Origin of the sequence: Microbacterium sp. (genome assembly GCF_041909575.1) — a bacterium.
In the GTDB taxonomy this organism is placed as follows: domain Bacteria; phylum Actinomycetota; class Actinomycetes; order Actinomycetales; family Microbacteriaceae; genus Microbacterium.
The window spans coordinates 1-17,824 of the sequence record NZ_JAYRDE010000015.1; the positions used below are offsets into that span (position 1 = coordinate 1).

General features: G+C 70.2%; 18 protein-coding genes and 2 tRNA genes. 10 read left to right on the forward strand and 10 right to left on the reverse strand.

Going from position 1 to position 17,824, the window contains the following annotated elements:
• Positions 1-57: 57 nt before the first annotated feature.
• The 3 genes from ACE3O1_RS03880 to ACE3O1_RS03890 form a co-directional block, all read right to left on the reverse strand.
• A tRNA-His gene (locus ACE3O1_RS03880) sits at positions 58-133 on the reverse strand.
• A 37-nt stretch (positions 134-170) separates the two neighbouring features.
• Positions 171-797, reverse strand: a complete 627-nt coding sequence (gene orn, locus ACE3O1_RS03885) for an oligoribonuclease (RefSeq protein ID WP_374312617.1) — start codon at positions 795-797, stop codon at positions 171-173.
• Positions 798-859: 62 nt separating this feature from the next.
• Positions 860-932: transfer RNA gene (locus ACE3O1_RS03890), tRNA-Arg, on the reverse strand.
• Between the two features lie 107 nt (positions 933-1,039).
• Between ACE3O1_RS03890 and ACE3O1_RS03895 the strand changes: the two genes are divergently transcribed.
• A complete protein-coding gene (locus ACE3O1_RS03895; protein ID WP_374312619.1) occupies positions 1,040-1,252 on the forward strand; it encodes a methyltransferase in 213 nt (70 codons plus the stop codon).
• A gap of 22 nt (positions 1,253-1,274) precedes the next feature.
• Here the strand turns inward: ACE3O1_RS03895 and ACE3O1_RS03900 are convergent, their stop codons facing one another.
• On the reverse strand, positions 1,275-1,901 hold the full coding sequence (locus tag ACE3O1_RS03900; protein ID WP_374312621.1) for a YitT family protein: 627 nt from the start codon (positions 1,899-1,901) through the stop codon (positions 1,275-1,277).
• 26 nt (positions 1,902-1,927) lie between these two features.
• Between ACE3O1_RS03900 and ACE3O1_RS03905 the strand changes: the two genes are divergently transcribed.
• Positions 1,928-3,388: a PLP-dependent aminotransferase family protein gene (locus ACE3O1_RS03905; protein WP_374312623.1), complete on the forward strand. Its 1,461-nt coding sequence runs from the start codon at positions 1,928-1,930 to the stop codon at positions 3,386-3,388.
• Positions 3,389-3,390: 2 nt separating this feature from the next.
• On the opposite strand, the gene ACE3O1_RS03910 is transcribed toward ACE3O1_RS03905, so the two are convergent.
• Positions 3,391-3,651 carry a hypothetical protein gene (locus ACE3O1_RS03910; RefSeq protein WP_374312625.1) on the reverse strand — a complete coding sequence of 87 codons (261 nt, stop codon included), beginning with the start codon at positions 3,649-3,651 and terminating at the stop codon, positions 3,391-3,393.
• Between the two features lie 220 nt (positions 3,652-3,871).
• Between ACE3O1_RS03910 and ACE3O1_RS03915 the strand changes: the two genes are divergently transcribed.
• The 4 genes from ACE3O1_RS03915 to ACE3O1_RS03930 all read left to right on the forward strand — a co-directional run bounded on the left by ACE3O1_RS03915 (position 3,872) and on the right by ACE3O1_RS03930 (position 7,256).
• Complete coding sequence (locus ACE3O1_RS03915; protein ID WP_374312627.1) at positions 3,872-4,387, forward strand: single-stranded DNA-binding protein; 516 nt, start codon at positions 3,872-3,874, stop codon at positions 4,385-4,387.
• A gap of 42 nt (positions 4,388-4,429) precedes the next feature.
• Positions 4,430-4,963: a hypothetical protein gene (locus ACE3O1_RS03920; protein WP_374312629.1), complete on the forward strand. Its 534-nt coding sequence runs from the start codon at positions 4,430-4,432 to the stop codon at positions 4,961-4,963.
• A 96-nt stretch (positions 4,964-5,059) separates the two neighbouring features.
• Complete coding sequence (ettA, locus tag ACE3O1_RS03925) at positions 5,060-6,739, forward strand: energy-dependent translational throttle protein EttA (RefSeq protein WP_374312631.1); 1,680 nt, start codon at positions 5,060-5,062, stop codon at positions 6,737-6,739.
• Positions 6,732-7,256, forward strand: coding sequence for an acyl-CoA thioesterase (locus tag ACE3O1_RS03930; protein ID WP_374312634.1), 525 nt, complete (start codon positions 6,732-6,734; stop codon positions 7,254-7,256). The genes ettA and ACE3O1_RS03930 overlap by 8 nt, the downstream gene beginning before the upstream one ends.
• A 45-nt stretch (positions 7,257-7,301) precedes the next feature.
• Here the strand turns inward: ACE3O1_RS03930 and ACE3O1_RS03935 are convergent, their stop codons facing one another.
• Positions 7,302-8,162 (reverse strand): acyl-CoA thioesterase, encoded by an 861-nt coding sequence (locus ACE3O1_RS03935; RefSeq protein ID WP_374312693.1) that lies wholly within the window; start codon positions 8,160-8,162, stop codon positions 7,302-7,304.
• 103 nt (positions 8,163-8,265) lie between these two features.
• Between ACE3O1_RS03935 and ACE3O1_RS03940 the strand changes: the two genes are divergently transcribed.
• Entirely contained in the window at positions 8,266-8,943 is a 678-nt protein-coding gene (locus ACE3O1_RS03940) for a hypothetical protein (RefSeq protein ID WP_374312636.1), read from the forward strand.
• An 11-nt stretch (positions 8,944-8,954) separates the two neighbouring features.
• Here ACE3O1_RS03940 and ACE3O1_RS03945 read toward each other — a convergent pair whose 3' ends face one another.
• From ACE3O1_RS03945 to pepN, 4 genes are all read right to left on the reverse strand, one after another.
• Positions 8,955-10,625, reverse strand: coding sequence for an FAD-binding dehydrogenase (locus tag ACE3O1_RS03945; protein WP_374312638.1), 1,671 nt, complete (start codon positions 10,623-10,625; stop codon positions 8,955-8,957).
• A 41-nt stretch (positions 10,626-10,666) separates the two neighbouring features.
• Positions 10,667-11,137, reverse strand: a complete 471-nt coding sequence (locus ACE3O1_RS03950) for a globin (protein ID WP_374312640.1) — start codon at positions 11,135-11,137, stop codon at positions 10,667-10,669.
• Positions 11,134-12,219 carry a mechanosensitive ion channel family protein gene (locus ACE3O1_RS03955; RefSeq protein WP_374312642.1) on the reverse strand — a complete coding sequence of 362 codons (1,086 nt, stop codon included), beginning with the start codon at positions 12,217-12,219 and terminating at the stop codon, positions 11,134-11,136. The genes ACE3O1_RS03950 and ACE3O1_RS03955 overlap by 4 nt, the downstream gene beginning before the upstream one ends.
• Before the next feature lie 66 nt (positions 12,220-12,285).
• A complete protein-coding gene (pepN, locus tag ACE3O1_RS03960; protein WP_374312645.1) occupies positions 12,286-14,832 on the reverse strand; it encodes an aminopeptidase N in 2,547 nt (848 codons plus the stop codon).
• A gap of 163 nt (positions 14,833-14,995) precedes the next feature.
• On the opposite strand from pepN, the gene ACE3O1_RS03965 reads away from it, so the two are divergent.
• The 3 genes from ACE3O1_RS03965 to ACE3O1_RS03975 are packed head-to-tail and all read left to right on the forward strand — an operon-like array spanning position 14,996 to position 17,804.
• Positions 14,996-16,201 (forward strand): ferrochelatase, encoded by a 1,206-nt coding sequence (locus ACE3O1_RS03965; protein ID WP_374312695.1) that lies wholly within the window; start codon positions 14,996-14,998, stop codon positions 16,199-16,201.
• A 51-nt stretch (positions 16,202-16,252) separates the two neighbouring features.
• Positions 16,253-16,798, forward strand: a complete 546-nt coding sequence (locus ACE3O1_RS03970; RefSeq protein ID WP_374312647.1) for a ribose-5-phosphate isomerase — start codon at positions 16,253-16,255, stop codon at positions 16,796-16,798.
• A 7-nt stretch (positions 16,799-16,805) separates the two neighbouring features.
• On the forward strand, positions 16,806-17,804 hold the full coding sequence (locus ACE3O1_RS03975; protein WP_374312649.1) for an Fpg/Nei family DNA glycosylase: 999 nt from the start codon (positions 16,806-16,808) through the stop codon (positions 17,802-17,804).
• Positions 17,805-17,824 lie beyond the last annotated feature (20 nt).

Here is a 17,824-nt window from a genome sequence, read left to right on the forward strand (position 1 = left end):
ATGATGCCTCGCTCACGAGCGCTGCGGGGCCGCTCGCCGAAGCGGCGGTGCCTGACTTGGGGTGAGTAACGGGACTTGAACCCGCGGCCCCCTGGACCACAACCAGGTGCTCTACCAACTGAGCTATACCCACCATGTCTCCCGCCTGAGCGGGCAACCAGAAGATTCTCTCACACCTCCGGGGCGAACGACGACACGGCCGCGGCCGCTGCCGCACGTGCCCCGTCGCTCGAGGGCCCGGGCTCGGGCACGAACACCGCCTGGCGATAGTAGGCGAGTTCGCGGATCGATTCGATGATGTCGGCGAGGGCGCGGTGGCCGCCCTCTTTCGCGGGGGCATGGATGTAGGCGCGCGGGTACCAGCGCCGGGCGAGCTCTTTGATGCTCGACACGTCGACGTTGCGGTAGTGCAGCCAGTGATCGATGCGCGGCATGTACTTCGCGATGAACATGCGGTCGGTGCCGATCGTGTTGCCGGCGAGCGGCGCCTTGCCCTCGAGCGGGACGAACTGCTGGATGTACTCGAGTGCCTGGAACTCGGCATCCGCCACACTGACCCCGTGGGGGATCTCGTCGAGCAGTCCCGATTTCTCGTGCATCTTCGTGACGAACTCGTTCATGTGGTCCAGTGCGCTCGCATCGGGCTTGATGACGACCTGGAACCCCGGGTGCAGTGGTCGCAGCTCGAAATCGGTGACCACGACGGCGATCTCGACGAGCTCATCGACCCCAAGGTCGAGCCCCGTCATCTCGCAGTCGATCCAGACGAGACGGTCGTTCTCGGGTGCCCCCACCATGCACTCCATCCTATTGACGGCCACAGACGCTGACGCTTCGACGTGGTCGTCGAAGTGAACAGCCCCTCCGGGAGGATTCGAACCCCCGACCTTGCGGGTAGAAACCGCTCGCTCTGTCCCCTGAGCTACGGAGGGAAGGACGACAGACAGGCTATCGGTTCGACACGCCGGCCGTCGAAGGCTGGTGCGCGCGGCGAGGGCGGCGTAGCGTCGGCATCGGACGCTTCGAAAGGAGTTCTCTCATGAGCACCACCGAGACGCACCACCCTCTCTGGGTCGCCTACGGCCCGTCGGGAGTCGTGGGCAGCATCCGCAAGGACGACGGCGGCTACACCGTGACGATGGCCGGCGCCGACGCTTCCGCCGGCAGCTATCCGTCGATGGAGATCGCCAAGAGCGCGCTGCATTCACGGATGACGCCCGGCAGCGATTGGCCCGAGTTCCGGGAGCACTGACCCGCCCCGGCTCGCTCCGCGCTCACCAGTGCGGCACGTCCGCCTTCGGTTGAGCACCGGCCGAAGCGGCGATCTCGCGGCGTGTGTCGAGCAGCGGCAGGGCGACATGCACGAGCGGCCCGATGAGGAACGCGAAGAGCACCGTGCCGATGCCGACGGTCCCTCCGAGCAGCCACCCGATCAGGAGCACCGTGAGCTCGACGAGAGCGCGGCACGTCCAGATCGGCCATCCCAGGCGCCGATGCATCCCGGTCATGAGGCCGTCGCGAGGCCCCGGGCCGAAGTGGGCGCCGATGTACAGCCCAGACGCGAGGGCCACGACGAGGATGCCGCCGAGGAGCACCGCGAACTGCGCCACGATCCCCGACACCGGCGGGAAGATCCACAGCACGAACTGCATGCTGGTCCCCACCAGAAGGATGTTGGCGATCGTGCCGATGCCGGGCTTCTGGCGCAACGGGATCCAGAGGAGAAGGACGAAGAAGCCCAGGATGTTGGCGACCCATCCGATGCCGATGCCCGTGTGAAGGGAGATGCCCTCGGCGAGCACGGTCCACGGGTCGACGCCGAGCCCCGCCTCGACCGTCATCGCACAGCCGGCACCGTACAGGAAGAGACCGACGAAGAGCTGGATGACGCGACGAACCATATGAGCCATCCAATCGCATGATTGGCATGCCCTGTGCAGCCCAATATGGGTTTTGTGGCCACTGGTACTCTCGCATCTCGGCGCGTGCCCTCGCCCTGGCTCTCGGCGGGTGGCGCACGCGCGAGCCCGCGTACGAAGCGCTGGCCGACGGCATCCGTCTGCTGTGTCTCGACAACCGGCTCGCACCGCGCACCGCCCTCCCGGCGGAGCGGGAGCTGGCCGCGTCGCTCCACCTCAGCCGGAGCACCGTCGCCGCGGCGTACCGCAGCCTGCGCGAGACGGGACACATCGCCAGCCTGCGCGGCTCGGGGAGCGTGACCCTCCCGCTTCAGCGTCGTGACCCGGGCCGCGCTACCGCAGCCGACGGGATGATCGATCTGCAGCAGGCCAGCCCGCCTGCGTGGCCGGGTCTCGCGGGGATCATGAGCGAGGTGGCGGCGGGTGCGGCGTCGCTCGTGTCGCGTGTCGGATACGACGTGCTCGGCAGCATCGAGCTGCGTGAGGCGATCGCGGCGCACTACGCACGCCGGGGGATTCCGACGACGGCAGCGGAAGTGCTCGTCACCACCGGGGCGCAGAGCGCCATCCACCTCGTCGCATCCGTGCTGCTCGGCCGCGGTGATCGCGTCGTCATCGAGACCCCCACGTACCCGCACGCGGTGGATGCGCTGCGGCGCTCCGGAGCGCGGCTGGTGGGGGTGCCCGTCACGGTCGACCACGGCTGGGATCTCGACCGCGCCGAGCAGGCTTTCGCTCGCACGCTGCCCGTCATGGCCTACCTGATGCCCGACTTCCAGAACCCGACGGGGCGGTCCATGGACGCGGGGGAGCGCAGCGCGATCCTGGCCGCTGCCGAACGCGCCGGGTCGATCCTGGTGCTCGACGAGACCACGGCGGATCTCGACATCGATCGCGGGCCGCTGCCCGCCGGATTCGCCGCCGCGGACCCCGCCGGGGTCGTGCGGATCGGCTCGCTCGGGAAGACCGTATGGGGAGGCCTGCGAGTGGGCTGGATCCGCGCCGAGGGAGACCTCGTGCGCCGGCTCGTCGCCGCCCGGCCGGCGCACGACCTCGGGACCCCGGAGTTCGAGCAGGCCGTGGCATCGGCGCTGCTCACCGACTTCACGGCGATCGCCGCCCAGCGATCGGCTCTGCTGCGTGCCGGAAGGGACGCGGTGACGGACGCGCTGCGCACCCACCTGCCGTCATGGCGGATCCCGCACGCCCCGGGCGGTGTGTCGCTGTGGATCGAGCTGGATGCGCCCCTGAGCTCTGCGCTTGTGATGGACGTGCGCTCGCGTGGCGTGCTGCTCTCCGCCGGCCCGCGGTTCTCGGTGGACGGCGGCCACGATCGGCACCTGCGCGTTCCGTTCACCGCGCCGCCCGATGACATGGTGCGTGCGGCCGAGCTTCTCGCCGAGTCTTGGCGGAGCGTCAAGGCCGGCGCACCGGTCTCGCTCGTGGAGCAGTTCGAGTCGGTGGTGTGAGCTCACCGCGCGAAGCGCAGGCAGTCGAGGGCATCGGACACGCTCCAGAACTCTCCGAGGTCGAGGAACGCCCGTGACGCCTGCTGGAATCGCCGCGCCCGGTAGCGGATGCCGCCGCCCTGCGAAACGGCCTGCAGGTGCCCGATCGCCCGGCCGGTGCGGTCGACCACCCGCCACAGCGAGGGTGCAGCCTCGAGTAGGCGCAGCGGAACGCCGGGTGGCACGGATGGGGTGCTGATGGCCTGGATGTCGGTGAGGGTCATGTCGATCTCCTTCCGATTCGAACATATGTGCGACCTCCGACATCGAACGCGCCCTCTTTCCTCCACAGGCGCGCCCTGAGCGACGACTTTCACCAGTCATGCCTGGAGAACGCTGCGGGAACCCGAGACCGGCAAGGGTGGTCGCACCGCCGGCGCCCGACGGGCACTCGGGCGTCGGCGGGGCCGGGGAGAGACCCCGGTGACGAGGAAGGACAAGGACATGAGTGACACGATCACCATCACGGGGAACCTCGCCGGCGACCCCGAGCTCAAGCACACCGCGGGGGGCTTGGCCATCGCGTCGTTCCGGGTCGGGAGCGGGCAGCGCCGATTCGATCGCGCGTCGAAGACCTGGGTCGACGGAGACACGAACTGGTATGCGGTGTCGGCTTTCCGCGGGCTCGCCGAGCATGCGCACGCCTCGCTGCGGCGCGGCGACCGCGTCGTCGTCTCGGGGCGGCTGCGCATCCGCAACTGGGACAACGGCACCACTCGGGGTACCGCCGTCGAGATCGATGCCGACGCGGTCGGTCACGATCTGCTGTGGGGCACCAGTGTGTTCACCAAGGCCGCCCGACCCCCGGCGCCCGCGCCCGAGGGCGACTGGGAGGAAGCGCCGGATGCCGGCGAGGAATCCTGGGCACCTGCCGACGACTCGGCCACGACGACCGAGGCGCCGTCGGGCGACGCGACGGTCCGTCCACTCGCCCTCGTGGGCGCCGAGCCGCCGTTCTGAGGTCACAGCGGCGCTCGGGGTGTCGGCACCTATACTCTCCCCGTGCCCCGACATCCCGAGCGCTCCCGCCCCTCGTCTGCCGCTCGCAGATCAGCCGCCGGTGCGGTCGTGGCGCTCGTGCTCCTGATCGCGGGATGCACCGGCACCGCTCCGGGTACGGCGTCGACGAGCGCCGATCCGACGGAAGAGCCGGCGTCGGCATCCGCGACTCCGACTCCCGGCAGTGCGCCCTCGGCGGAAGAGCTCGCGCTCGTCCCGGACGGGAACGCCTACGACAATCTCCCGCTCTTCACCGCCGTCACCGAGGAGGTGTGGGGCTCCGACGGACAGGTGTCCGGTCGCGCTTACATCGATGCCCTCGTCGCCGCGGGATTCGACAAGGCGGCGATGGAGGTCACGAACGACCGCACCACCATCGACAACCCTGCCGAGAGCATCCAGTTCTCCGTGCAGTGGGGTGACCAGTGCCTGATCGGCCAGGTCGGACCGACCACCGGCGACCCTGTGACGATCGTCATGCCGGTGGTCGAGGAGAGCGGCTGCCTCATCGGTGAGACTCGTCCGATCGACTGGTGAGCGTCGACGAGCGTGACGGCGGCGAGGCCTCGGGGCGGTGGTCCGGCCGGTAGGCTGGGACGCTGACGTCACGGCAGAGGAGAACGTTCGAACGACATGGCTGAATACATCTACTCGATGGTCCGCGCCCGCAAGGCGGTCGGAGACAAGCTCATCCTCGACGACGTCACCATGGCGTTCCTCCCGGGAGCGAAGATCGGCATGGTCGGCCCGAACGGTGCCGGCAAGTCGACGATCCTCAAGATCATGGCCGGGCTCGACACCCCGTCCAACGGCGAGGCCAAGCTCTCGCCCGGCTTCAGCGTCGGCATCCTCATGCAGGAGCCGGAGCTCGACGAGTCCAAGACGGTGCTCGAGAACATCCAGGACGGCATCGCGATCAAGGCGAAGGTCGACCGGTTCAACGAGATCTCCGGCCTCATGGCCGACCCGGATGCCGACTTCGACGCGCTCCTTGCCGAGATGGGCGTGCTGCAGGAGGAGATCGACGCGGCCGACGCGTGGGACCTCGACTCCCAGCTCGAGCAGGCGATGGATGCGCTGCGTACGCCCCCCGGCGACGCCGAGATCGGTCCGCTGTCCGGCGGTGAGAAGCGTCGCGTCGCGCTGACGAAGCTGCTGCTGCAGAAGCCCGACCTCCTCCTCCTGGACGAGCCGACGAACCACCTGGACGCCGAGAGCGTGCTGTGGCTCGAGCAGCACCTCCAGAAGTACCCCGGCGCGGTGATCGCGATCACGCACGACCGGTACTTCCTCGACAACGTCGCGGAGTGGATCGCCGAGGTCGACCGCGGCCGGCTGATCGGCTACGAGGGCAACTACTCGACCTATCTCGAGAAGAAGGGCGAGCGCCTCGCCATCCAGGGCAAGAAGGACGCCAAGCTCGCCAAGCGCCTGGCGGAGGAGCTGGAGTGGGTGCGCTCCAACGCGAAGGGGCGCCAGGCCAAGTCGAAGGCCCGTCTCGCGCGCTACGAGGAGATGGCCGCCGAAGCCGACCGCACGCGCAAGCTGGACTTCGAGGAGATCACGATCCCGCCGGGGCCGCGCCTGGGCAGCATCGTGATCGAGGCCAAGAAGCTCGAGAAGGGCTTCGACGGCCGCTCGCTCATCGACGGACTGAGCTTCAGCCTTCCGCCCAACGGGATCGTGGGCGTGATCGGCCCGAACGGTGTGGGCAAGACGACCCTCTTCAAGACGATCGTCGGACTCGAGCCCCTCGACGGCGGCGATCTCAAGATCGGCGAGACCGTCAAGATCAGCTACGTCGACCAGTCCCGCTCCAACATCGATCCGAACAAGACGCTGTGGGAGGTCGTGTCCGACGGCCTCGACATCATCACGGTCGGCAAGACCGAGATCCCCTCGCGTGCCTACGTGTCGAAGTTCGGCTTCAAGGGTCCGGACCAGCAGAAGAAGGCCGGCGTGCTCTCCGGTGGTGAGCGCAACCGCCTCAACCTCGCGCTCACGCTCAAGGAGGGCGGCAACCTGCTGCTGCTCGACGAGCCGACGAACGACCTCGACGTCGAAACCCTGCAGTCGCTCGAGAACGCGCTGCTGGAGTTCCCCGGCTGCGCCGTGGTCATCACGCACGACCGGTGGTTCCTGGACCGCATCGCGACCCACATCCTCGCCTACGAGGGCACCGACGAGAACCCCGACAAGTGGTACTGGTTCGAGGGGAACTTCGAAGCCTACGAGGAGAACAAGATCGAGCGCCTCGGCCCCGAGGCCGCCAAGCCCCACCGCTCCGCCTACCGCAAGCTCACGCGTGACTGACACCGAGGTCCACGCAGGCGCGGGCGCAGGCGGCGGGCAGCGGCTGCACATCCCCATCCACCTGCGCTGGGGAGACCTCGACGCGTTCAACCACGTCAACAACACCTCGATGCTCAAGCTGCTCGAGGAGGCGCGCGTCCGCGCCTTCTGGCTGCCCGCACCGGGGGAGGACGCCCCCGGAACGGCGGTGCTGGAATCGAGCATCCACCACGGCGTGCTCACCCTGATCGCGCGCCAGGAGATCGAGTATCTGGCGCCGGTGCCCTACCAGCGGCATCCGCTGGACGTGCAGATGTGGTTCGGCAAGCTCGGCGGGTCGAGCATCGAGGTCTGCTACGAGGTCTGCAGCCCCCTCGAGAGCGCCGGCGACGCAGGCCAGACCGTGTACGCGCGGGCGACGACGGTCGTCGTGAAGGTGGATGCCGCGACCGGGCGCCCGCTGCGGCTCTCGGCGGCCGAGCGCGAGGCCTGGGAGCCCTACGTCGGCGACCCGATCGACTACGCGCACCGGCGCTGAGCCGACTGCGCGCACCGGCGCTGAGTCGTCACCTGCGCCGACCGCTCACGACGCCGCGGACGGCTCCTCGGGCACCCGCACCATGATCTCCTGCGCGACGCTCGCCAGCAGCCTGCCGTCCTGCGCGTAGATGCGGCCGGTGGCCAGCCCGCGGCCCCCGCGTGCACTCGGGGACTCCTGGACGTACAGCATCCACTCGTCCGCCCGTCCCGGCCGGTGCCACCACATCGCGTGGTCGAGACTGGCGACCTTCAGCCCGCGCAGCGCCCACGGGATGCCGTGCGCCCGAAGGATCGACTCCTGGATCGTCAGGTCGCTGAGATACGCCAGCGCGGCGCGATGGATCGCCGGATCGTCGGGGATCGGGCGTCGCACCTTCATCCACACCGCCTGGCTCGGCTCGCGGGCCCCGTCGACCGTGAGATAGATCGGCGACGGCACGTGACGCAGGTCGACGGGCCGATCCGTGAACAGGCGCTTGGACATCGGATGCAGGCCCTGCAGGTGCGCCTCGACATCGGGCAGCTCCTCGGGCGCCGGAAGGTCCTGCGGCATCGGCGCGTGGTGCTCGACCCCCGGGTCCTCGTCCTGGAACGACGCGATCATCGAGAAGATCGGCACGCCCTCCTGGAACGCCTGCGTGCGGCGGGTCGAGAACGAGCGGCCGTCGTGGATGCGGTCCACCGCGAACGTGATGCCCTTCGCCGAGTCGCCGGGCCGGAGGAAGTAGCCGTGCATCGAGTGCACGACGCGCTCGTCGGGAAGCGTCCTCTCGGCCGCCACGAGCGACTGTGCGAGCACCTGGCCGCCGTAGACGCGGCCGAGGGGCATGGACTGCGACACACCCGTGAAGATGTCCTCCGTCGTCCGCGCATCCGACCCGGCCAGGTCGAGCACGGCCAGCATCGACGCGACGGGGTCGGGGTCGGGCTTCCAGTCCGCCTGCTCCACGGATCTCCCTTCCGGGGGCCGCCCGCCACCCGTGTCTCCGATTGGTAGCTTAGAGGCGATGTCCCCCCGCCTCCTGCTCGCCGATGCCGAGTCCGCCGCCGATGCGCTGACGTTCGCGGGCCGCACCGCCCGGTTCACCGACGAGCCCGTTCGGCTGCAGGCGTCCGGCGGCGTCCTCGTCATGACGGCCGCCCCACTCGCTCCTCGCGGGATCGGCGACGCCACCCCCACGGTCCTCGCGATGCGCACCCTCGCCGCCGACCCCGAGCTGGTGTGCGATCTCGTGGTAGAGGCATCCGCTCTGTCCGCTGCGCCGGATGACGCGACGGCCGTCCAGCTGCCCGACACCGCGCTGTCGCCCGCCTGGGCGGGAATCGCACCGCCCCGTTCGGGGTGGACGCCGCAGGACGGGATCGAGGCATCCGTGCTCGCCGCGCAGGCGCAGGGCGGGATCGCCCGGGTTGCCGACGCCGTGCCGACGGATGCGGGCGAAGACGTCGTACGGGCGATCCGGGCGACCGTGTGGGGTGCGCCGGACGACGAACTCGCCGGACTTCCCCTCGGCGCAGCGTTCGCTGCGCTGAGCATGGGGTTCATCAGCGGCGCCGAGACCGCCCGCGTCTTCTCGAGCGGCCCCTGGACCCGCATCAGCCTCGCGCGCGGCCACGTCGTGGTCCGCGGTCCCGTCGCCGTCGGGATGACGCCGGTGCGGCGCACCGGATCCGCAGCGGGCTGACGCGTCCGGACTCAGACCGCGGTGCCGGCCGCTCGACCCGCGGCGCGACCGCTGAAGAGGCATCCGCCGACGAACGTGCCCTCCAGCGCCCGGTAGCCGTGCACTCCGCCGCCGCCGAATCCGCTCGCCTCGCCCGCGGCGTACAGGCCCGGAACGGGCTCGCCGGTCGAACCCAGGGCGCGCCCGGACAGGTCCGTCTCGATGCCTCCGAGCGACTTGCGGGTGAGCACGTGCAGCTTCACCGCGATGAGGGGCCCGGACTTCGGGTCGAGGATGCGGTGCGGAGTGGCGGTGCGGATCAGCCGGTCGCCGCGGTAGGCGCGGGCTGAGCGCAGCATCGCGATCTGCGCGTCCTTCGTGAAGTCGTTGTCGATCTCGCGGTCGCGCGCCTCGATCTCGAGGCGCACGCGGTCGGCGTCCAGCACGTCCCCGCCCGGCAGCGCCTTCATGCCCGCGATCAGCTCGTCCAGGGTGTCGCGCACGACGAAGTCGGCGCCCTTGTCCATGAACGCCTGAACCGGTCCCGCCGCGCCCTTGCCCAGTCTCGACTTCGCCAGCAGGCGCACGTCCTTGCCGGTGAGGTCGGGGTTCTGCTCGCTGCCCGAGAGGGTGAACTCCTTCTCGATGATCTGCTGCGAGAGCACGAACCAGGAATGGTCGTGGCCGGTGGCGCGCAGGTGGGCGAGCGTCCCGAGCGTGTCGAAGCCGGGGAAGAGCGGCACGGGGAGGCGGTGGCCGGTCGCGTCGAGCCACACCGAAGACGGACCGGGGAGGATCCGGATGCCGTGATCCGGCCAGACCGGATCCCAGTTCTGGATCCCCTCGACGTAGTGCCACATGCGGTCGCCGTTGATGAGCCGCGCGCCCGCAGCCTCGGACACCTCCTGCATGGAGCCGTCGACATAGGCCGGTACGCCCGTGACCATCGTCACCGGCGCGGTGCCGAGCCGCTCGGGCCACCAGCGGCGCACGAGCTCGTGATTTCCACCGATGCCGCCCGACGACACGATCGTCGCTCCCGCCGTGATCGCGAAGAACCCCACCGTCTCTCGTGACGAGGCCACACCGCGCGCCGCCCCGGAGGGAGCGAGGATGTCGCCCTCCGCGCCCGTCACGGCTCCACCGGTCACCGTGAGCCGCGTGACCCGATGGCGCGGCAGGATCGTGACGCGTCCCTGCGCCTCGCCCGTCTCCACGGCCGCCTGGAACGGCGCGACGAGGCCGGGACCCGTGCCCCAGGTGATGTGGAAGCGGGGAACCGAGTTGCCGGGGCCGGTCGCGGTGTAACCGCCGCGCTCGGCCCACCCCACCACGGGGAAGAACCCGACGCCCTTCTCCCGCAGCCACGCGCGCTTCTCCTCGTGCGCGAACTGCAGGTACGCCTCGGCCCAGCGGCGCGGCCACAGGTCCTCGTCGCGGTCGAAGCCGGCGTTGCCGAACCAGTCCTGGCGAGCGAGCTCGATCGAGTCCTTGATGCCCATCCGCCGCTGCTCGGGGGAGTCGATGAAGAACAGCCCGCCGAACGACCACCATGCCTGGCCGCCGAGGTTCGACCGGGGCTCCTGGTCGACGATGACGACCCGCTTGCCGGCGGCCACGGCTTCGGACGCGGCGACGAGGCCCGCGAGGCCCCAGCCGATCACGAGCACGTCGGCGGTGTGCGAGGTGGGGGCTGCGGGCATGTCGACTCCTTCGTCGAGTGCGGAGATGCGCGGGAGGGGGATCAGGCCGTCGGCGGGACGGCGGTGACGGGCAGCGAACCGGATGCCGAGTCCCGGCCCCCGGCGGAGGGCCCGATGCCGGACGGCTCGAACGTGTTCACCATGGCATGTGCGGCCCGCAGCAGGTAGTCCCACAGCGTCGCCTCGTGCAGCGGCGACAGCTGCAGCTCGTCCACGGCGGCCCGCATGTGGGCCAGCCAGCGATCGCGGGCATCCGGGTTGACGTGGAAGGGCGCGTGGCGCATCCGCAGCCGCGGATGTCCGCGCTGCTCGCTGTAGGTCGTCGGCCCGCCCCAGTACTGCTCGAGGAAGAGCGTCAGCCGCTCCCGGGCGGGACCGAGGTCCTCCCCGGGGTACATCGGCTTGAGCACCTCGTCCTCGGCCACGCCGCGGTAGAACGCGTCGACCAGCCGGACGAACGTCTCGTGCCCGCCGATCTCGTCGTAGAAGCTCTGGGGCGAAGCATCCGTCATGGCGTGCCCTTCGTGTCGTCGCCGGTGGCGGGCGGCGGTGTCTTGGGGGTGCGCTTGGGCCGCCAGACGGGACGGGAGGCCGCGGGGACGCCGGTGACGGCCGTCGGCTTGGTCTTGGGCGGGTTGGCGCCGCGCACGCGCTGCGCGCCCTCGATCCCCGTCGGCATGATCGTGTTCAGGGCGGGGAGGTTGACCCCGGCCTCGTCCAGCGACTTCTTCAGTCGCATCCGCAGCTCGCGCGCCACGTCGTCCTTCGCGTTGGCGCGCGTCTTCATCACGAGGCGGATGACGAGCGCGTCGCCCGAGATCGACTCGAGTCCCCAGACCTCGGGCTGCTCGAGGATGCGGGTGCGCCACTTCGCGTCCTTCGCGAGTCCGCGCGCCGCCTCGAGCATCAGCTGCTCGACCTCGTCGATGTCGGCGTCGATCGGGATCGACAGATCGATGATCACTCGGGACCAGCCCTGCGACAGGTTTCCGATGCGCGTGACCTCGCCGTTGCGCACGTACCAGAGCGTGCCGTTGACGTCGCGCACGTGCGTCACCCGCACGCTGACGTACTCGACGATCCCGGACGCCAGACCGAGGTCGACCACGTCGCCGATGCCGACCTGGTCCTCGGCGACGATGAAGATGCCGTTGAGCACGTCCTTGACGATGTTCTGGGCGCCGAAGCCGAGGCCCGCTCCGATGGCCGCGCTCAGCAGGGTCAGCGATCCGAGCGCTCCTGGCGCGATCACCCACACGACGAGCATGATCGCGATGATCACGACGGAAACCCCGACGATGTTCTGCAGGATCGTCCCGAGCGTGCGCGTTCGCTGCACGAGACGCACCGACGCGAGCGGGGACCGCTCGAGCGCCTGCGTGTCGTCGACCGCCGCCTTGTTCTTCGCACCCGAGACGATGCGGTTCACCACGCGCCGGATGACGATGCGGAGGAGCCATACCGCGAGCATGGCGCCGAGGACGATCCCCGCGATCTTCGCGAGCATCCACCCGGCCTCGGTCAGGAAGGCCAGGACGTCCGTCCAGAACGTGCCGGAGGTCGGATCGACGGTCATGAAGGGGGAGTTCGTCATCGCCACGATCCTAACGACGCCAGCCTCGGCCCCACCTGAGTGCGGGGCCGAGGCATCCGATCCCGGCTACTGGGCGTCGCGCTCCTGGACCGACAGCGCGCGCTCGACGCCGGCCAGGTTCTCGGCGACGAGACGTCGCAGGGCAGGTGCGGCGTCGGCGTGGGCCTCGAGCCAGCCGCGCGTGGCGGCCTGCAGCTCGAGGTTCGCCAGGGGAGCCGGGTACAGTCCGAAGATCAGGTACTCGGCGATCTTGTAGCTGCGGGACTCCCAGATCGGCAGCAGCGCCGCGAAGTACGGCTCGACGAAGGCGCCCAGCTGATCGCGGCCGGCCGGGTGCACGAAGCCGAGCGCGGCCGAGCGCACGATCGTGTTCGGCAGGTCGTCCTGGTCGACGAGAGACGACCAGGCGGCGGCCTTGGCCTCGGGGGTCGGGAGCGCCGCCTTGGCCTGCGCGGCGAACTCGCCGCCCTTGGCGGTGTTGTCGGCCGCGAGTGCGGCGTCGATGTCAGCCTCGCTCACGACGCCTCCCGCGGCGAGCGACACGAGCAGCTGCCATGAGAGGTCGGTGTCGATCTCGAGGCCGTCGAACGAGACCTCGCCGTCGCGCACCTGGCGCACCTTGTCCCACTGGGCGCTCGTCGCCGCGGCGCTGGCGAACGCCGTCACGAACTGCAGCTGGCTGTCGCTTCCCGCCTCAGCGCTTTCGGCGAGCGCCCACAGCGCATCGGCGACCTTCTGCCGGGTCGCGTCGCGCTTCGCGGGGGCGACGTACGAGTTCGCCGCGAGCTGCAGCTGCGCGAGCGTGGTGCGCACCGTCGTCGACTCGGTCTCCGCGCCGATGTTGCGCAGCACGAGGTCGACGTAGTCGGAGGCGGATGCCTCGGCATCCCGCGTCTGGTCCCACGCGGCGCCCCAGACCAGCGAGCGCGCGAGCGGGTCGCTGATCTTCGCGAGGTGGCCGATCGCGGTCTGCAGCGAGCGCTCGTCGAGCCGGATCTTCGCGTAGGCGAGGTCCTCGTCGTTGAGCAGCACGAGGTCGGGGCGCTTCCGGCCCTTGAGCTCGGGCACCTCGGTGAGGTCCCCGTCCACATCCAGCTCGACGTGGTGCACGCGCACCAGCGCGTCGCCCTCGAGCGAGTAGAACCCGACGCCGAGACGGTGCGGGCGGATCGTCGGATAGTCCGCGGGGGCGGTCTGCACGATGGCGAAGCGCGTGATGGTGCCGTCGACGTCGGTGGCGATCTCGGGGGAGAGCGTGTTGACGCCGGCGGTCTCGAGCCACTTCTTCGACCAGGTGGACAGCTCGCGACCGCTCGTGGTCTCGAGCTCGGAGAGCAGGTCCGACAGCTCGGTGTTGGACCACTCGTGCTTCTTGAAGTAGGCGGCCACGCCCGCGAAGAACTGCTCGATGCCGACCCACGCGGCGAGCTGCTTGAGCACCGAGCCGCCCTTGGCGTAGGTGATGCCGTCGAAGTTCACCTGGACGTCCTCGAGGTCGTTGATCTGCGCGACGACGGGATGGGTGGAGGGCAGCTGGTCCTGGCGGTAGGCCCAGGTCTTCTCCATCGCGTTGAACGTCGTCCACGCCTCGGTCCACTCGGTGGCCTCGGCGGTCGCGATCGTCGACGCCCACTCGGCGAACGACTCGTTGAGCCAGAGGTCGTTCCACCACTTCATGGTGACGAGATCGCCGAACCACATGTGGGCCAGTTCGTGGAGGATCGTCACGACGCGACGCTCCTTGACGGCGTCGGTCACCTTGGAGCGGAAGACGTAGGTCTCGGTGAAGGTGACGGCGCCGGCGTTCTCCATGGCACCCGCGTTGAACTCGGGGACGAAGAGCTGGTCGTACTTCTCGAACGGGTACGCGTAGTCGAACTTGTCCTCGAAGTAGGTGAAGCCCTGACGGGTCTTCTCGAAGATGTAATCGGCGTCGAGGTGCTGCCACAGGCTCTTGCGGCCGTACACGCCGAGCGGGATCACACGACCCGAGGCGCTGGTGAGCTCGGAGAACGTGGCCTCGTACGGCCCGGCGATGAGTGCGGTGATGTACGACGAGATGCGCGGCGTGGCGGGGAACGCCCACGTCGCCGAGCCGTCGCCGTGCTTCTTGGGCTCGGGGGTGGGGGAGTTGGAGACGACCTTCCACGGCTCGGGCGCCGTGACGGTGAACTGGAACGTCGCCTTCAGGTCGGGCTGCTCGAACACCGCGAACATGCGGCGCGAGTCGGGCACCTCGAACTGCGAGTACAGGTAGACCTCGCCGTCGACCGGGTCGACGAAGCGGTGCAGGCCCTCGCCGGTGTTGGTGTAGAGGCAGTCCGCGTCGATGACGAGCTCGTTCTCGGCCTCGAGACCGGACAGCGCGATGCGCGAGTCGGCGAACGCCGACGCCGGGTCGATGGACCGGCCGTTCAGTGTGATCTCGCGCACGTCGCGGGCGATGAGATCGATGAAGGTGTCGGCGCCCGCGGTGGCCGCGAAGCGCACGACGGTGCGCGACGCGAAGACCTCCGCGCCCTTCGTCAGGTCGAGCACGACCTCGTACGAGTGGGTGTCGACGATCGCGCGGCGCTCCTGCGCCTCGATGCGGGTGAGGTTCTCTCCAGGCACTGCATTGCTCCCAGGGGTGAGGGTGAGTGACCGCGGGCAGGCGCTGCTGGCGCCGGCGGCAACCGCTCCAGCCTATTCCAGCCCTCGCCGGGAGGTGTCGCCCGCGGAGTCCGGCCCTCCGTGGGAGTGCGAGGATGGAGGGGTGACCTCGGGAGCGCAGAACATGTCCGGCACGTCGTCCGCAGCCGTAACGGTGCCCTTCGCGTCGGAGGCCGCGGCATGCGGCGCTCCCCACGTGGAGGTGCCCGTCGCGTACGACGCGATCCTGCTCGCCGGCTTCGGCGGCCCCGAGGGCCAGGACGACGTCATCCCGTTCCTGCGCAACGTGACGCGTGGCCGCGGCATCCCCGATGAGCGGCTCGAGGAGGTGGCGCACCACTATCGCCACTTCGACGGCATCAGCCCGATCAATGCCCAGAACCGAGCCCTCAAGGCCGCTCTGGAGGCGGAGCTCGCGCGCCGCGGCATCGACCTGCCCGTGTACTGGGGCAACCGCAACTGGGCGCCGTACCTGGAAGAGGCGGTGCAGGATGCCGCGTCCGCGGGCCGCACGAAGCTTCTGGGTCTCGCGACCAGCGCGTACTCCTCGTTCTCGAGCTGCCGGCAGTACCGTGAGGACTACGCCCGCGTGCTGACGGACACCGGCCTCGCCGGCACGGTGACGATTGACAAGGTGCGGCAGTTCTTCGACCACCCCGGCTTCGTCCAGCCGTTCATCGACGGGGTGCGCGACGCCGTCGCGGGGTTCCTCGCCGACGGCATTCCGCCCGAGTCGGTCCGGGTGCTCTTCTCGACCCACAGCATCCCCACCGCCGACGCCGAGCGCTCCGGTCCCCGCGAGGGCGACCCCGCCCACCGCGATCTCGGCGAGGGCGGGGCGTACGCCGCTCAGCATCTCGCGGTGGCCGAGGTCGTGATGGCCGCCGTCGCGGCGGAGGTCCCCGCGGCCGCCCGGATCGGGTGGGAGCTGGTCTATCAGAGCCGGTCCGGCCCGCCGAGCCAGCCGTGGCTCGAGCCCGACGTCAACGACGTGATCGCGGAGCTCCCGGGCGCCGGGATCACGGCGGTCGCCATCGTGCCGCTCGGTTTCATGAGCGACCACATGGAGGTGCTCTGGGACCTTGACACCGAGGCGATGGATGCCGCGGCCGAGGCGGGCATCCGTGCGGTGCGCACGCCGACTCCCGGCGTGGATCCGGTGTTCGTCTCGGGGCTGATCGACCTCGTCGAGGAGCGCCTGCGGGGGACGCCGGTGGCCGACCGGCCGCACGCGACCGACCTCGGACCCTGGTTCGACGTCTGCCGCCCCGGCTGCTGCGAGAACGTCCGCGCGGGCTTCAAGCCGGCCGCCGCGGGCGTCGCCCCCTGACCCGTGTCATCCGCGCCGGTTGACTCGGCGCCGCTCCTTAGGATGGTGCCCATGCGCATCCACATCGCGACCGACCACGCCGGCCTCGAGTTCTCGACGCAGCTCCAGCATCACCTGGCGGCGGCCGGTCATGAGGTGATCGACCACGGTCCGGTCGAGTTCGACCCGCTCGACGACTACCCGGCGTTCTGCATCCGTGCCGCACAGGCCGTTGTGCGCGACCAGGCCGCCGGCATCGAGGCGCTGGGAGTCGTGTTCGGCGGCTCGGGCAACGGCGAGCAGATCGCGGCCAACAAGGTCGTCGGCGTGCGCGCCGCCCTCGCCTGGAGCATCGCGACCGCCGAACTCGCCCGCGAGCACAACGACGCCAACGTGATCGCGATCGGCGCACGCCAGCACACTTTCGACGAGGCGTCGTCGTTCATCGACCGCTTCATCGCCACGCCGTTCTCGGGCGAGGAGCGCCACGCGCGCCGCATCGCGCAGCTGGCGGCGTACGAGCAGGACGGCTCGCTCGAGCCGGACCCTCGCGCGACGCCGGGGCGCCCCGACGTGCTCGACGCCGACGACAGCTCCTTCGACCCCGAGGCGGGCTGACGCCGCGATGCCCGAGGGTCACTCCGTCCATCGGATCGCCCGGCAGTTCGATCGCAACTTCGTCGGTCGCGCGGTGTCGGCCTCGAGTCCGCAGGGCCGCTTCGCCGAAGGCGCGGCGGTGATCGACGGCCGCAGCGCGACCGCGGTGCGCGCCGTCGGCAAGCAGATGTTCCTCGAGTTCGACGACGACCTCTGGCTGCGTGTCCACCTCGGGATGTACGGGGCGTGGGACTTCGCCGGCGAGATCGTCGCGGACCCGACCATCGCCTCGGCGAACGGCCGCATGGGGCAGACGAACCAGCGTGGCACCGAGCTTCCCGATCCGATCCTCGATTCCGCGGGCGAGAATTCGCTCACGTCGATCGGCGCTCCGCGCAAGACCCGCGTGCACGTGCGCATGTCGGAGCAGACGACGGGGCTGGCGGACGAGGACGACGCCTGGCCGCCGCCCGTCGTCGGCCAGGTGCGACTGCGTCTGCTGACCGCCACGACGGCGGCCGACCTGCGCGGTCCCACGGCCTGCGAGCTGCGCACGCCCGACGAGGTCGCCGAGATCATCGCGAAGCTCGGTCCGGATCCGCTCGTGGACGACGTGGCCGAGGGCGAGGAGCGCTTCACCGCGGTCGTGCGCCGCAAGCCCACCTCCATCGGGCTGCTGCTGATGGATCAGTCCGTGGTGAGCGGCATCGGCAACGTGTACCGCGCCGAGCTCCTCTTCCGGGCGCGGCAGAATCCCCACACCCCGGGCCGCGAGGTCCCGGAGGAGGTCGTGCGCGGGCTGTGGCGCGACTGGGTGCGGCTGCTCGCCATCGGCGTCGAGACCGGTCAGATGATGACCATGGACGACCTCTCGCCGGAGGATTACCGCCGGGCGATGGCCAGTCGCGACGACCGGCACTGGGTGTACCACCGCGCCGGGCTGCCGTGCCGCGTGTGCGGCACCGAGATCGTCGTCGAGGAGGTCGCCACGCGCAAGCTGTACTGGTGCCCCTCGTGCCAGCGCTGACCGGCCCGCGGCGAGCCTAG

Coding starts and splice junctions, on each gene's coding strand:
- ACE3O1_RS03900 (WP_374312621.1), bottom strand. CDS start 1,901: ATGGTTCGTCGCGTCATCCAGCTCTTCGTCGGTCTCTTCCTGTACGGT.
- ACE3O1_RS03970 (WP_374312647.1), top strand. CDS start 16,253: ATGCGCATCCACATCGCGACCGACCACGCCGGCCTCGAGTTCTCGACG.
- ACE3O1_RS03895 (WP_374312619.1), top strand. CDS start 1,040: ATGAGCACCACCGAGACGCACCACCCTCTCTGGGTCGCCTACGGCCCG.
- ACE3O1_RS03915 (WP_374312627.1), top strand. CDS start 3,872: ATGAGTGACACGATCACCATCACGGGGAACCTCGCCGGCGACCCCGAG.
- ettA (WP_374312631.1), top strand. CDS start 5,060: ATGGCTGAATACATCTACTCGATGGTCCGCGCCCGCAAGGCGGTCGGA.
- ACE3O1_RS03955 (WP_374312642.1), bottom strand. CDS start 12,219: ATGACGAACTCCCCCTTCATGACCGTCGATCCGACCTCCGGCACGTTC.
- ACE3O1_RS03975 (WP_374312649.1), top strand. CDS start 16,806: ATGCCCGAGGGTCACTCCGTCCATCGGATCGCCCGGCAGTTCGATCGC.
- ACE3O1_RS03905 (WP_374312623.1), top strand. CDS start 1,928: ATGCCCTGTGCAGCCCAATATGGGTTTTGTGGCCACTGGTACTCTCGC.
- orn (WP_374312617.1), bottom strand. CDS start 797: ATGGTGGGGGCACCCGAGAACGACCGTCTCGTCTGGATCGACTGCGAG.
- ACE3O1_RS03945 (WP_374312638.1), bottom strand. CDS start 10,625: ATGCCCGCAGCCCCCACCTCGCACACCGCCGACGTGCTCGTGATCGGC.
- ACE3O1_RS03940 (WP_374312636.1), top strand. CDS start 8,266: ATGTCCCCCCGCCTCCTGCTCGCCGATGCCGAGTCCGCCGCCGATGCG.
- ACE3O1_RS03965 (WP_374312695.1), top strand. CDS start 14,996: ATGTCCGGCACGTCGTCCGCAGCCGTAACGGTGCCCTTCGCGTCGGAG.
- ACE3O1_RS03950 (WP_374312640.1), bottom strand. CDS start 11,137: ATGACGGATGCTTCGCCCCAGAGCTTCTACGACGAGATCGGCGGGCAC.
- ACE3O1_RS03935 (WP_374312693.1), bottom strand. CDS start 8,162: ATGCTGGCCGTGCTCGACCTGGCCGGGTCGGATGCGCGGACGACGGAG.
- ACE3O1_RS03910 (WP_374312625.1), bottom strand. CDS start 3,651: ATGACCCTCACCGACATCCAGGCCATCAGCACCCCATCCGTGCCACCC.